Origin of the sequence: Sphingobacterium sp. UBA7253 (assembly GCF_002472745.1) — a bacterium.
GTDB classification, from domain to species: domain Bacteria; phylum Bacteroidota; class Bacteroidia; order Sphingobacteriales; family Sphingobacteriaceae; genus Sphingobacterium; species Sphingobacterium siyangense.
Map to the genome: position 1 here is coordinate 1 of NZ_DKSP01000072.1, position 15,071 is coordinate 15,071.

General features: G+C 43.3%; 13 protein-coding genes. 1 reads left to right on the forward strand and 12 read right to left on the reverse strand.

The window, feature by feature from the left end; translation table 11 throughout:
- Positions 1-196: 196 nt before the first annotated feature.
- Positions 197-652, forward strand: a complete 456-nt coding sequence (locus B2X72_RS07040; protein WP_088162370.1) for a PA2169 family four-helix-bundle protein — start codon at positions 197-199, stop codon at positions 650-652.
- Between the two features lie 212 nt (positions 653-864).
- Here B2X72_RS07040 and B2X72_RS07045 read toward each other — a convergent pair whose 3' ends face one another.
- The 12 genes from B2X72_RS07045 to B2X72_RS07100 form a co-directional block, all read right to left on the reverse strand.
- Positions 865-2,049 carry a glycoside hydrolase family 76 protein gene (locus B2X72_RS07045; protein WP_088163677.1) on the reverse strand — a complete coding sequence of 395 codons (1,185 nt, stop codon included), beginning with the start codon at positions 2,047-2,049 and terminating at the stop codon, positions 865-867.
- A gap of 67 nt (positions 2,050-2,116) precedes the next feature.
- Complete coding sequence (locus tag B2X72_RS07050) at positions 2,117-3,241, reverse strand: glycoside hydrolase family 76 protein (RefSeq protein WP_088162371.1); 1,125 nt, start codon at positions 3,239-3,241, stop codon at positions 2,117-2,119.
- 13 nt (positions 3,242-3,254) lie between these two features.
- Positions 3,255-4,397, reverse strand: coding sequence for a SusE domain-containing protein (locus B2X72_RS07055; protein WP_075993610.1), 1,143 nt, complete (start codon positions 4,395-4,397; stop codon positions 3,255-3,257).
- 73 nt (positions 4,398-4,470) lie between these two features.
- On the reverse strand, positions 4,471-6,096 hold the full coding sequence (locus B2X72_RS07060) for a RagB/SusD family nutrient uptake outer membrane protein (protein ID WP_286801366.1): 1,626 nt from the start codon (positions 6,094-6,096) through the stop codon (positions 4,471-4,473).
- Positions 6,097-6,107: 11 nt separating this feature from the next.
- Positions 6,108-9,545 carry a TonB-dependent receptor gene (locus B2X72_RS07065; RefSeq protein WP_286848788.1) on the reverse strand — a complete coding sequence of 1,146 codons (3,438 nt, stop codon included), beginning with the start codon at positions 9,543-9,545 and terminating at the stop codon, positions 6,108-6,110.
- A gap of 213 nt (positions 9,546-9,758) precedes the next feature.
- Positions 9,759-10,931 carry a FecR family protein gene (locus B2X72_RS07070; RefSeq protein WP_286848790.1) on the reverse strand — a complete coding sequence of 391 codons (1,173 nt, stop codon included), beginning with the start codon at positions 10,929-10,931 and terminating at the stop codon, positions 9,759-9,761.
- A 104-nt stretch (positions 10,932-11,035) separates the two neighbouring features.
- Positions 11,036-11,635, reverse strand: coding sequence for an RNA polymerase sigma factor (locus B2X72_RS07075; RefSeq protein ID WP_088162374.1), 600 nt, complete (start codon positions 11,633-11,635; stop codon positions 11,036-11,038).
- A gap of 261 nt (positions 11,636-11,896) precedes the next feature.
- On the reverse strand, positions 11,897-12,322 hold the full coding sequence (locus tag B2X72_RS07080) for a hypothetical protein (protein ID WP_157698529.1): 426 nt from the start codon (positions 12,320-12,322) through the stop codon (positions 11,897-11,899).
- A gap of 32 nt (positions 12,323-12,354) precedes the next feature.
- On the reverse strand, positions 12,355-12,969 hold the full coding sequence (locus B2X72_RS07085; protein WP_286848793.1) for a CHAP domain-containing protein: 615 nt from the start codon (positions 12,967-12,969) through the stop codon (positions 12,355-12,357).
- A complete protein-coding gene (locus tag B2X72_RS07090) occupies positions 12,888-13,274 on the reverse strand; it encodes a hypothetical protein (protein ID WP_159333194.1) in 387 nt (128 codons plus the stop codon). The genes B2X72_RS07085 and B2X72_RS07090 overlap by 82 nt, the downstream gene beginning before the upstream one ends.
- A 17-nt stretch (positions 13,275-13,291) precedes the next feature.
- On the reverse strand, positions 13,292-13,840 hold the full coding sequence (locus B2X72_RS07095; RefSeq protein ID WP_070568210.1) for a DUF6266 family protein: 549 nt from the start codon (positions 13,838-13,840) through the stop codon (positions 13,292-13,294).
- A 57-nt stretch (positions 13,841-13,897) separates the two neighbouring features.
- A complete protein-coding gene (locus B2X72_RS07100; protein WP_070568213.1) occupies positions 13,898-14,542 on the reverse strand; it encodes a DUF6266 family protein in 645 nt (214 codons plus the stop codon).
- Positions 14,543-15,071: the final 529 nt, after the last annotated feature.

A 15,071-nucleotide genomic window follows, 5' to 3' on the forward strand; every position in this document is an offset into this window, starting at 1 on the left:
AAGGTTTGTTTTTAAAAAAAATTAGGCCTAATCTGTACTCATCTGCTCTTACCCTTAAACGGGTCACAGACGCTATTAACCAACCTAAACACCCTAAAAATCAAGCTGTAAGACAAATATTATTATCATAAAAGAAATAAAGCTAAACTATTGATTAATCTAAGTTGTTCCTCCTAAAAACAACTATTAAGAGCATATGAAAAGTAATCAGAATGACCCCAATATTTTAAATGACCTTATTAAAATCAATAATGACCGCATCGAAGGATACGAGCTGGCTATTGATCTGGCCAACGAGCAGGGCGAAGGTGCCCGGGAAGCTGTGTTCAGAAAGATGATCGGGCAGTCTGAAAAGTTTATTGCCGAACTCAGTCCACTGGTTGAGCTTGCTGGCCAATACGCGACTGACCGGACCAAATTAAGCGGTGAGCTTTTTCGGCTGTGGATGGTGATCAAATCAAAATTATCGGGCGGTAATATGCAAGATTTATTGGAGCATTGTGAGCGCGGCGAGGCAGCGTTCCGAGAGGTTTACGACAAAGCGCTGGCGGAGGAAAACAAGCTGTCTATCGGGGCCAAAAACTTGATCCAGATTCAGCTGAGCCAGCAGCGGGAAGCCCATGAAAACATTAAAATTCTGTGCGGGATCTAGATTTTTCTGCATCAATGAGTCAATGCAAAAATAGTAAGAAAAAAAATAGGCTAGGGAACCAATACCTAGCCTATATAAATACAATAATCTAACTTGCCTAAGTTATCCAAAAAAACCACTGTCAGCGCAAGAATGTTTTAAAAATTTCTCAAAAATTCCGACTGAGCATCAGTAGCGTCGCCCCTATCGTCGTCAGGAAATTGATACATGAATTAATATCCTAGTTTTGCCAAACGTCCATACATCTCCACAAAAGCGCATTGATCTAACAGCCACTTGGATTTTTGCTTTTTCTCCAAAGTCCAGTCGACATCAAAAAGTCCGTCCTGATCCCTCATCTTATACCATGCACGGTCTAGGTTTTTCGCAAAAATATCAATATAGGTTCTATTTCCGTCCTGTTCAAATAAACTGATATATCCCCTCATCATTACAGCATGGAACCATAAGTTACTATTCTTTAACATTGGAAAAGTATCTTGGTCCGTGGTCTGAAAAAAATACGCTAAACAAGCTTTTGCCAGCTCTTGGGCATCAATCAGATATTTTTTTTCCTTGGTAAGCTTGTAAAGCAAGGCTGCTGCTTGCAATATCTGTCCGGAATTATAGGAATACTTGGCCTTACCAATATTTCCATTGAGCTGAATATTATCCCAATAGAGTTTATCCGTTGGGTCTTGCAGACCTGCCTTTGTCCACGCATAGAGTTGTCGCGCTTCATTCAGATAGTCTCCCTCTTTAGTAGCTTCAAACAGCTTTAGTGCAAATACTGCCGCAGGAGCATTGGAACAGGTATTTTTAGATTCTTTTTTCTGTTCACACCAATAGATTCCACCACCGAGCTTGTCATCCGCACCACTTTTTACAAAAGCCCAGATCTCTTTCGCATGCTTAAGATAATCGACCTTTTTTGTCTGCAGATAACTATCGGCAAAGTCAATACCCAACCAGACGTTATCATCATAAAACCGGTCTGATGGCGGAGCAGAATTGATATAGGAAGCATAACCAACAGGCTCTCTGGAATGATCCCTATATTCCATTAATCCTGGCAGCACGCGTTGGTCCAGGATCTTTTGGTAAAGCGCTTTGTTCTTTGGGAGTTCCATCAATGTGTTTACAGCGGAAAAGCTTCCGGAGAATGGCCATAGGTAAGCATATTTCTTTTGCACGGTCGCCTGTTCGGAATTATCAAGATAATCCGCTTTAAAGGTTTCGTCGAAGGGATATTTCTCGGTCAACAGTTGATTTTTGGCATTTCCATACTTAGCGTAAACAATAGCTAACGTTCTTTGGGCACGTTCGGCAGACTGTCCTTTATTGAATTGCCCATAGCCTGTTAAATAGCATAAACCCGACAGCAGCACAGTTGTCGTTATCTTATAGATTTGTCTCATCAGCATATGTATTTTAAGAAGCCTTCGAAACCTTTTGGGTCACGAAGGCTTCTTTGTGTTCATTCCATTATTTTAATTTATTTTCATAGCTTGCTAATCCTTCAAAAAGCATCGCAGCACTTGCATAGGCAGTAATTTCACTATTGCCAATAGGTGGTTGCGCCCAGGACGGACCAAAGAACAGCGTCGGTAGACTTGTTCCCTTGGTCCAGGCAATTTTACCATTATTGACCAAAAATTTCTCAAACTTACTGCGGTAGGCTGCATCAATTCCTTCCTGATTTAAATAGTCTACAAAATATCGTATAAATATCCCTTTAAACAATGCGCCGTCGCCGCTTCCCTCGTCGCGCAAAATATTATTCCCGCCATCGATACAACGTGTGATTGTGTAATAACTAATTTTTTGCGCATCAACCAGATAAAGCTGATCTTTAGTAATCTTAAAAAGCTCCACTGCGGTACCAAGGAACGTCCCCTGATTATAAGTCAGTGTTGTCATATCCACATTACCTGTCTGACCATTAATATTGTCATAAACAGCGCCCGTTGACGGATTGTACAGTGTTGCTTTTTGCCATTCGTAGATCTTCTTGGCCCAGGTCAGGTAGTTTTCATCTTTTGTCAAACGATATAGTCTAGCTGCCAGAATACTAGCTGGCCCATTCGAGCAAGCATTTTTGCTATAGCGCATATCTTTCTTCCAAGCCAATCCACCGCCTGCATATTGCTCATCCCATGCGCCAGCAATATCTGTCCATAAAAGCAATACCGTGTCGAGATATTTTTGATCCTTGGTAATTTCATATAAGCGTAATATGGTCAGTGCATTCCATTCCATGTCATCATAGAATACGTTATAATAGGTATTGCCATTTTTGATCTTCACACCTTCAAACCATTTGCTGAAATAGGCACTATATCTGCTGTCCTTCGTTCGTAGATAGGCATCGATAACAACATCCATCGCATGTGCATTGGGCCAATATTGAAATCCCAGATCGGATTGATTGATCGCATTGTTAAAATACCCGGCCTCATTCCAGAATCCGGCAATCATCTTATCGGAAACCTGCGTTGCAATAGTTGTCCAGCTTTCCTGTACAGTGTCGTCATAGGGGTAGCTGTCCTCAATCTTGGTGCATCCTAAGAGTAGAAACAATAGGGATGACAGTATAATCATTTTATTCATCGGGTCTCCTCCTTTAATTTGGTACGACAGTATGCGTATAGTCTTTGTCGCCTTGTAAAATCATCGATATTTTTGTTGGATGGCCGTCTACTGCATCCGCAAATTTCCATTTATCGTCCCATTGTGAAAGATTGGGCAATATTCGGACGAAATAATAAGAAGGAGCTGATGAACTATTGGGCGGACTGTCCGTCCCGTTTTGAGTTCCCAACTGTAAGGTTTCAGCCTTTCCAGCCTTGACGGTTTCCATTTGGAACTTATAACGTTGGTCACGACCCCAACTTTCCTGTTTAAAATTGATGATACCTGTTGCGGACCAAATTCCCTTACCTTGATAAGGTAGATCCAACACCACAGCTCCGGATGGAGAAAAATAAACGCCCATGTTTTTGATCTCTGTGTAAGTAACTGCTGCCACATTGAAATCAATTCGAATACGATATACTGCTGTCTTGGCAATGCTGTTACTTCCGGTTTCACCTTCTTTTATTTTGGTTTGATCTTCCGAATAGAAAACACGTCCCTCAGCAGACTTGCGATCCGTAAAGGTGTATTTTTTTCCGGCTTCCAATTTTGTAAAGATCTCATATTCACCATTACCTACCAATTTAAAAGGTAAAGATGCGGCAACATCCGTCCCACCCTCAGTCGCCTCTCCAGTGATAAATAATTCATCGGGGATCTCTGCAAAGCCTTCCAGTGTTTTGATATTCAATACTTTCTTTGCTTTGCTCAATACCCGTTTCATTCCACGGATAGCATATACGGACCAGATCACATCGCCGCTCTCACCAGGGTTAATCCCAGCTTTCGTTGCTACCTGATTCAATATTTTGTGACTAATATTGGCGCCGTTTGAGTTTCCATTATTATCCGACGTGACTGTATAAAGAGGCTTGCTAAAATCGCCATCGAGCTTATCAAAAACAACTTCATATTGCGCTGCCCCACCATCGGCCACCAAGGCCGACTCCCATTCAAAATACAGCGCTGCTGAGCTGGAACTTAATAATTTGACAGCTTTTCCATCTGCAGGAGCATATAGGTTCTCAACAGCCGACACCTCTGCGTCGGCGTATTTCATATCGTCTTTTTTACAGGAAACGATGCTCGCAGCCAATGCGACCATTGCTATAACTTTAAAATACCATTTCATGTCTATATCATTAATTTATGGTTCGAAACGTACATTTTTTAATGCGCCGTTTGCGCTAGTTTTTGAATTAAATTTAGTTTGAGTAGCCCAGATTGTTAGGCAATAAATTTTTATTTAGATCGATCTGAGTTCGTGGTATCGACCAGAGATAATCTCTACTTTCATCAAATCGGCGGATATCCAGTTTGATATTACTATTGTTACCACCATATTTAGCACCCAATACCTGGCCGTCCAAATAGGTTTTACCAGCTTTCCAGCGCATGATATCATAGTAACGCAATCCCTCAAGAGCAAGCTCACTTCGCCGCTCATTTCGGACAATTGTTTTCAGATCCCCGGTAGTCGGAAAGTCTAACGCTTTTGATGCTTCAAAACCAGCCCGCTGACGAATAGGTCTGATCGTCATATCCCACACTGCTGCATTGAGTTGTCCCAGTGCTTCTTTTGCTTCTGCATACATCAATAAGATATCGGCGTACCGAAACATGATGATGTTCAATCCAGCATCGTATTTTACCGTTGCTGTTACATCGTAGTATTTCTTTACGTAATACCCTGTGGCGGAAGCGTTGGCACTTGCACCCTGATATTCATCGAGCCGTTCCTTATCTGTTGTACCAGAGCCGGGTTTGATAAAGATCTTACGTGTTGTACCGTCAAAATCAGTCCATTGCCCACCATGAAAAACGATGGTTGCGGCCATGCGTGGATCGCGGTTGACATAGGGATTATTGTCGTTATATTGCGGATCCGTAGCAATGGTATTTCCGCCCAGTGTCAAATAATTATCGACCAGACTTTGTAATGGTGCATAACCATTTAAACGTGCTTGAGCAGAGATTGGTGCTGCATCATATAACTTATTCCAGGTTTTTAATAAAGGTACATAGGCATAATCCAGAATAACCTCTGAATTATATTCATTGGCTGCAGTAAACAACTCCGGATAACTGCGGAATAAAGCGTAAGTGCCAAATTCCGTTTGTTTTTTCATCAGATTTTCACAGTATTCCAATACTTTATTCCAGTTGCTTTCATAGAGATAGGCCCGGGCTTGAAAGGCTGAAGCGGCCCCCTTGGTAATCCGGCCACGGTCGTCTACCGGTAAAGCATCTCTGTTCGGTAGATCGGCCATACATTGATCCAACTCTTGATGGATAAAGGCCATGATAGTCGCTTTTTCTGTCCGAGAAAGAGTCTTAGACTCTTCCAATGAGATATCTTTGGTGAAGAAAGGCACAGCGCCATAGAAATTAACAAGTCTAAAATAGAGAAATGCACGGATAAAGCGTACCTCGGCGATACGGCGTTTTTTGAGTGCCGCATCCATTCCGGGCACACGCTCTACATTCTCTAGATAGACATGGCAGGTCTTAATACCACCGTAAAGATCGGACCACTCTGCCCCAAAACGGCCCAGTGTTGGATCGGCGGTTCCATTACGAATTGCGCGCTGGTCTGTGTTTGAGCGCCCCTCAAAAATATTATCACTCAGGGCTTCATCATTCCACATACGATCTGCTGAATACAGCTGATTATAGGCCATATTGACCATTTTTTCGGCGTTGTCTGGATAGTCCCAAAAATTTTCATCGGTAAAGCGATCTGTTGGCAGCGTATCCAACTTATTACAGGATGTTAATTGGAGAATTGCCATTAAACTCAAGCCTCCAATAAGTATCTTATATAGTTTCATTACATAAAAGGTTAGAATTGAATATTTAATCCACCGCCATAGTATTTCAACGTCGGATAATTGCGGGCACTATTGGCCGAACCACCCATGTTAGAATCAAATTCGGAGGATTCGGGATCTATCCAGGAGTTTTTGCTCAAAGTCAGCAGGTTTTGGGCATTGATGAAAAAGCGAACACGCTGCAATCCCAATTTCGACACGACTTCTTTGGGTAACGAATAACCTACCTGTATATTTTTCAATCGAGCGTATTTCCCGTTGAAAAGATAGAGATCAGAATCTTTCCCAAAGTTGTTGGTCGATGCTGTTGATCCATTTGCAGTCAGTCGGGGCCAGCGTCCATCAATATTGGTCGGCGTCCAGTAATCGAGTTGATGCTGATAAATGGTATATGAATAATTCTGATGAAATGGTTCGATCAACTCTCCCCGGATCATCATATCGCGCTTGCCTACCCCTTGCCAGAACATACTAAAATCAAAATCTTTATAATTCAGGTTATAGGTAAGCCCAAATGTAAAGCGGGGGAAACCATTGCCTAATACAAAGCGGTCCCGTGCATCGATAATTCCATCGTTATTCCGATCGACATACTTTACATCGCCGGGACGCAGATCTGCTGCCGTAATACCGCTCGGCAAGGCCGAAGTTTCAATATCCGTTATATTTTGAAAGAATCCGGCCATCTTGTACCCATAGTAGGAATTATAAGGTAGCCCAACACGCGTCAATTTAGTAATGTTATCGACTGTCGAAATACGGTCATCACCGGGCATCGCAATAATCTTATTGTGACTATCGCCCATATTCGCATTGATCGTGTGTTGGAAATCGCCAGTTGTAGCACGGTAGCTGAGGTTGATTTCCCAGCCCTCATTGTTCATTTCACCTAAATTCTGATTCTTTAGGGAGGTTCCGAATGTGGAAGGTATTTGTGGCGACATCAAGATATCAACTGTACGCTTTTTAAAATAATCGAAACTGGCCGTTAATTTATCATGAAAGAAGGTGGCGTCCAACCCAACATTGAAATTATAGGTTTTCTCCCAGCGCAGATCCAGACTGGCATAATTAAATCCCGCAGCAGAAACAGGTTTGTTGTTAAATCCATAACTGTTCTGATAAGATTCATAGGTAAAATAATACGCATAGTCGTCTACGGCCTGATTGCCAAGAACACCATAGGTAGATCTGATTTTTAGGCTACCGACATGTTGTTTATACCAATTCATAAATACTTCGTCGGATGCCCGCCATCCTAAGGATCCCGAAGGAAAGAAGCCCCAGCGATTAGCTTTCGAGAACTTAGAAGATCCATCGTAGCGAAAGCTAAATTCGGCAAAATATTTACTTGCAAAGTCGTATCCGGCACGGCCGAAGATCGAATTGATACTATTTTGCAGTGTTCCATTTGGTGTCACACGGGCACTCACAGGATCAATAACTGTTCCTGTGGTAGGTGTGCCGAGGACAGGATCAGTAAATTTCATTTTCAGTTCGTTTTGTCGGCGTGTATAGGATTCGTTGGATGCTCCAAATAGACCTGATACATGATGACTACCAAAAGTCCGGTCATAATCCAGGAGCAGCTGAAAGTTCAGTAACGAAGCTTTTTCGTTAAAATCTTCGGTATTGCGGTCTGAATTGACGTAGACCTGAGGTTGCGTGGCATCCGGATTGGAATATAATGGCACCTGGATTCTACGGATAGAACGGTGATCGGCATAGATGTCAGCTCCGAAGATACCACGCAGTTTTAAACCTTCGAAGAGTTTTGCTTCGAGATTCAGGTTGATATTAAAATAGTCGTTATCGTTTTTGATATAGCCGCCTTCATTCAGTTCAGCCAAAGGATTTTGATCTGTCAGTGCATTGTTGACAAGATATTTTCCATTGTCAGCCTGCATGCGATAATAGTAATAAGGCGGAAGTCTGGAAGCATTGATAATGGCACTTCCGGCCGTGTTGCTCATGTTGTTGTTGCGGGTATAGGCTAAGATTGAGGTCAGTTTAAAACGGCCTATCTCTGTACTGAGATTACTCCGCAAATTGTACCGCTTAATGCCAAAGTCCTGTCCGACAAAGTTGCTGGGCTGATTGTAGAAGCCGCCGGAAAACAAATAGGAACTTTTATCTCCACCCCCGGCCACACTGATATTATATTTTTGCTGGAAAGAGTTTTTCATGATTTCCGGCAAGTTCCACCGCTCGATATCCTGATGGGCATATAAGTCTGCAATAGCCTCTGGTGAAAACTGTGGATCCATTCCTGAGTTGGTCAGTGCAAGATTACGAAGGGTCGCATTTTCATATCCTGCAACAGGTGAAAATAAAATTTTAGGTTCTTGCACGCCCCACTGGGTGCCGACAGTCACCGCAGGCCGCTGATTTTGGCGTCCTCTTTTGGTGGTTACCAAAATAACGCCATTTGCAGACCTCGAACCGTATATAGCCGTAGAACCGGCGTCTTTCAATACCGACACCGTTTCGATGTCATCTGGATTGATCTTATTGAGTGTTCCGCCTTCTGTAATAATTCCATCGATCACCACCAGCGGTGCATTACTGTTTATGGTAGATATCCCACGAATATTGATATTCATCGAATTATCATTGGGATCCATGCTTTTCTGTTGGATGGTCAAACTTGGTGAGGCTCCTTGAAGGGCTTGCGTTACATTGCCTACAGGTCGGTTTTCGAAAGTCTTCGCACTGATCTGGTCAACGGCCCCAACAACACGCTGACGTGTCGTGGTACCATAGCCGATTACGATAACTTCTTCGAGCTGACTGTTGCTATTTTTCATGATCACATTGAGCTGCCCCGATCCATCGGTCCGCAGGGAAGACAGTTCTCCGCTCAATGCATCATAACCAACAGAGGAGAATATCAGCGTTGCTTTGGGTGAAAGATTTGTGAGGGTAAATAGACCATCACTATTGGTGGTAGTACCTATAGATTCATTTCCTTTGACCCGCACAGAAACATTTGCGAGCGGTTCGCCACGTTCATTGGTCACACGTCCTTTTACAGGGACTTGATTTGGGATCATCGTAAACTCCCTCGGAACGGACGTTATGGAAGCTTTTGGCTTATCATAAATGACCACAGTCTTATTATCCAACTGGTAGGACAAGGGCTGATCTTTAAAGATCTGGTCTAATACATCCGACAATTGACGGTCCCTAACTTTGATGTCAACAGGCTTCGCGTTTACCATCTGCCGTTCAGTGTACAGAAAATTGTATCCCGTCTGGGATTTGAGTTCCCTAAATATTTTCTTAAGGCTCATGTTGGAGTATTCTAATGTTACCTTTTGTGCAAAGGTGGTAGCGCTAACCTGCATAAAAGTAACCAAGATAATTATGGTTGTCAATCGCATAATAAGCCATAGTTTACGGAATAGCAGATACGCTATCTCCTTTTTTCTGATATAATTTTGATACATTTGTAAGGTTTATTTGCAGTGTATTCGAGTCGTCCAAAACAGAAACATACTGCAGATTGGATAGTTAAAATTTAATTGTCCCAAACGGCAACCGAGCTCCTTCAGGATCTTGGTTGCTTTTTTATACCCCCCTTCGTGGCTATTCGTTTTGTCGTTTTTTGTTCATCGGTTCGTTTATTTAGGTTATTGTGTCATTAATTATTTAGCGGATTATTACGGCAGTACATGTATTTTTTTTCCGTCGATTCTGAAATGAACGGCACCCGTTTTTTCGAGCAGGCTTAAGACTTTTTGAACATCATCAAAACGCGATATTCCGCCACCAAATTTCTCGGTCGTTTTTTTACCTTGATAGATGACCTCCACATTATACCAGCGTGCCACCTTGCGCATGACACTTTCGATATCATCTCCATCGAACATAAATTCGTTGTTTGTCCAGGCAATAACCGGCGCAGTATCTATTGGACGGGATTTTAGCACCCCATGAGCTGTAAGGCTCGACTGCTCACCCGGTGCTAATAACAGTTTTTGACTGTGGGAACTGACCTGTACACGACCTTCCAGTAGGGTGGTCTGTACCGCCGATTCGTCGGCATAACTATTTACATTGAAATGGGTACCGAGCACTTCGACCTGCTGATCTGCTGCCTGCACAATAAAGGGGTGTTTGGAATCCTTCGCTACTTCAAAATAAGCTTCACCGGTCAGTGTGACAGTTCTGTTTTTTTGATTTGCAAAACGAACCGGATAGCTGAGCGAAGAAGCCGCATTGAGCCATACTTGTGTACCGTCAGGTAGCTTAATCCGATAGGTTTCTCCTTTGGTTGTCGATAAGGTATTTTGCTCGATTTCGCCCTGCGAATTATCGCTGACTTCGTAAATCAATTGGCCATCTGTTGTTTTAGAGATTCTTATACCCGATTCTTCCGCAATCCGACCGTTTTGTGTTTCATGTAGATGAATCTGCTTGCCGTTGGCCAGCGTTAAGGTCGCCGATTGTTTTCCGGGTGATATCACATTTTGTGCAGCTTGCGGAGATACGTTTTTATTTTCAATGGTAAGAAACCAGCGACCAATAATTAATAGTCCGATAACAACAGCTGCGCTTGCGCCAATACGTTTCCAAGCCCATAGCGATCTTGTTTTTGGTTTATTGATCTGGAGATGCAATTGGTCCCAGGTATTATCCAGTACGGCCAATAAGGTTGGATCGTCCAATAGATGTTGATCGATGGGATCGTCCAAAACCTCTTGGATGAGTTCTTGAAGTAATATTTTATCTCTGCCTGATTTTACATAGGACAAAAACGCACGGGAATTTTCTTCGCTAAGTTTTCCCTGTATATATCGCCTTAACGTATATCGAAGTGTTTTCTTTTCCACAATTGGTTACCCTCTTTTCAGCTAATACACTTCAGCGGTAAACGTCATCTGCTCTGGTTGCGAATTTATTTTACTTTTTTTCTGTGCAATGAAAATTAGATGCGTTAATGCTGTTGGAGAAGTATAAAAGAAATAATGAGCAATGTGGATTTATCCAGGATTCCATGCTTCTCTTTTATATATTTCGTGGCTTTTACGATATGGTCGTTAATCGTAGAAGTCGATATACTCAACAAGTCGCTTACTTCGGCGTAGGTTTTGCCCTCAATTTTACAAAGTTTATAGATCAGTTTGCGTTGCGGCGGCAGCTGGTCAATGGTCTGTGACAGCCATTCTTCATACTGCTTTTCATAGAGTTCTTCTTCGACGTGACTGTACAAGGCAGTATTGTGAAGACTAAGATAGGCCTGAACTTGTTTTTCGAGGTTATTTCGCCGGATAAAATTATAGACAGTATATTTGGCGATCTGGAATAGATAAGCTCGAAAAGGCTGCTCGGGATCAATCAACTCCCGCTTATCCCATACTTTAATAAATACTTCCTGTAATAGTTCGACTGCGTCTTCTTCGGACTTGACCATCTTACGGATGTTGAGATAAATACGCCCACTATACATACTGTAGACCTGCCGGAAAGCACGCTGACAGCCAGAACGAAGGGAGATCAAGACAGACTTCTCTTCAGTATTGCAGGAATATTTCATAAGTTGGTCTTTCACGTACTGTGTCCTAGTAATTTGTGGATTACTCCCTTAATGGTTACGAACAAATATAACAAAACTAAAACGGTTTTGCTTTTTTAAATAAAAATTTAAAAAGATTAAGAAATTTTGATCTTTTTCAAGCAAATATAACAGGAATTCTCCTTCGCATAAAAAAGGAGACTAGGGTTAATAATCCCTGTCTCCTTCATATCCCAACGATACCTCGCGAAGCCTTTCTCTAGCCCTCCTTCCAAAAGCAAACTAAGGCAATAGACGAGATCTATACCATCTCCAAAGGAGAAAAAGAAGCAAGGCCAAGCCGATGATCCAAACCAGCTGGGCAGCTAGCATTTGGTTGCCACTTTTTTCATGGTTGACCTGCTTTTGTTTTTCCTGTTCGCTTTTTTCAGTCAGCTCCAATACCTGTTTGCTGACTCTTTTGGCGGACTCATGCCATACTAAACCTCCCGACCGGGCAGATAGACCACTATCTGGGGAGAAACGGAAAGCGCTGTCCGTCCAAAAATACCAAAGGCGGGAAAGCGTATCCTGATGGTCGGAATACAGCCTTTGGAGCTGCTCGGTATACTGCCGGCGCGTATCCGTTTCTTGTTGTCTCTGATATTTTTTACTATCGTAGACCTTACAGGAGACCAGCAAGGATAAGAGTCCCCCGTAAGATATCATCTGGTATAGCCTTGTTTTCATCATTCCTCCTTTCAGTCCAGCCAGTTTGAAAAGGCATAAATCGTTGCCAAGGGACGCCGCTTACACAATACACGATTATCCACATTTCCTTCGACAGTCACGATCCAATTGCCCTCCTTTTTGCACACAATCCCCACATGGTTGATACGCTGCAGACTGGAGCTATAGATGGCGAAGAGATCTGCCTGCCGGATAGTCCCCTGGTTGATCTGCCGGGCCGTATAACGCCGGGCTAATGGAAAAAGTGCCGGGCTCCAGGCATTCCGCGGAGCTGCTAGTCCAGCTTTGCCATAACACCAGGAGGCAAAAGCCGCACACCAGGCATACCCCTTTCCAAGGCCAGTATACGCGAGGTATTCCTCTACCCGCCTGCCATCGTTGTTACCAGTCATCTCTCGCACACCGATCTCCTCCACAGCTATATCGACAATACGTTCACGTACGCCCGCTCTAGCCCAGCATTTCACTGATGTGTCATTCCCATGCTCCACTGCGGGATCGGTGCTTAGCATCTCAGTATAGTTGCCTGTCAGGCTCTTGTCGTCTACAGCAGCATTGCGAGCACGGCCAGGAAAGAGAATAGCGATAGAAAGAATACCGAAAAATAGATAATGCATTGTTGCCATGAGGTCAATTGATTAAAGTGAAGACTAAATTCCTGACGGAAAAACTTAAAAGGCTGCCAAAGCATTTCCTGAAGCCAAAAGCAGCAATAAATAGCCGCTAGACCAGCAAGTATACCAAAGAGCAACACGGAGAGGGTACCAAGATCCAATACCCCAGCTGTCGGATCGATTGCTTGTAGCAAGAATCCCGATAAAATAAAAAATAAAAGAAGACAGGCCAGTACGATGCCAAGCAGCTGCCTTCCCGTTAAAGGCCAATAGATATCTTCGATATCGGAGACCATTTGTTTTTGTACATATTCCATTTTACTTTTTTAAAAAATTATTTAATCAGATAAGTCCCTAGATACTGGCTCCGTGCATACTTTATACCATCTCTTTCGCAGCAGACAATATAAAGCAAGAGCTCTTTTCCGAGCAGTGAAGGAGGGATATCCAAGGCGACCTGTTTCTCGCTGCGCAAGGCTAGGCGCTGACTTCGTATCGCCACACCTTCTTTCACCTGATATGCGATCAGTTTGACATGATCATCCCAGGCACAAAATGAGGAAAAACTATCGTAACTGACCAGTATCCGCCCAGTTTCCTCGACTATATCTGAGACCAACACCCCAGGCAACGTACCGTCGCTGAGCCATACTTTTTCGGGATCCACAAAAGGCCCCTCTTCCTCTTCAGCAATGGCCATGTTAAGTACATGTGAAAGGGCGAGGTTAAAGGGATATACCAGTCTTTTTTTTCGTTTGGCTAGAAATTTATATCCATCAGCCAGAATCGATTTCAGCGGTGACAAAAAACTCATTGCCAGCGCAAAACGTTTCTGCTGGTCAAGTTGGGCAGCAGACCGTTTCTTATTTGATTTTTTCTTCATAATAGAAAAAAATAGAGGGGAATATCATCCATAGCGGACGATATTCCCTATGAATAACTAAATGAGCTGTATCAGCCCCAAATAACTACTTTTGGATACGCGCTTTTTCTTGCGGTCGGCCATAAAGATCCACAGATGCGCCGAGCCACCGAGCAAATGTGCAGGCACTACAAAAGTCGTGGTACCTACCTGGCGGGTTGGCACGATAGAGGGTGCCAAAAACTCGTCCTGTTCGGGATGATACCCGATGATGTACACACCGTCATCGTCTGCTGAGCCGTAGATGTCATTGTTGTTCGAATCCCAGGTGACCGTCATCTCTTCATCGGCGAAAGACGCACCTTGGGGCGGCCCCAGAAAAAAAGCTCCGTCGGCAATTCGGATTTTACTATAGTCCAGTGTAAAGCCCGGATAAGTACCCTGGATAGCCAAAGGCAGATTAAACTGAAACGCAGCATTGAGGGGTGTCTGCCGATCGGCTTTTTTCTGTCCGAATCCGACCTGCAGGTACGAATTGATGGGCATTAAAAAACGCATCAGCAATTTGAACTTTGCCTGCGTGATCAGCTGCTCCTGACTAGCCGGTTTATTACTTTTTTTATAAAGCCCTTTGAGGTAGTTGATACTCTTCCAGCTGGAGCCTATCACGGAGCCGGTCTTACCGCTTATACCTCCGTTTATTCCATTTACTATTGTTCCCATTTTTCTGTTTTTTAAAAATTAAACCCTTGTCAGTGGCTAAGACATACCGGTATTTAAGCCTGACACCACAAACGTAAAAACTTAAAAAACAAAAACATACAGCAACAAAAAGACTGACAGAACATTGGCAGGAGCAGTTCGGTAATTAGGCAGGGAGCTGGCAGGACAGCCCCCATATACCATCCTTTTTATACACTTGCATCCGACCAACACCCAAGCAAGTCCCGACGCTGCTCGGGCTTTCCAGCAGTTTTCATGCGGTCCGCTTCGGGTCACACCCGAACAGATCCCGATGGCCACCCGAAGAAAACCCAAGGAACGGTCGAACAAAGGCAGGCGAAAGGTTGAAGATGGGTAGGTGTTGGTCAGGTATTGCTCCGAAAGACAAAATAAAAAGGTCCTCCGAAAACGAAAGACCCCAAAAATAATCTCAATCCATCCTGGATTTACAGATTCCAGTAGGCACGTTTAAACCGTTCTACGCTGGTCTGCAAAAACAGGCGTTTGCCATTTTCCTTACGTACCGTTC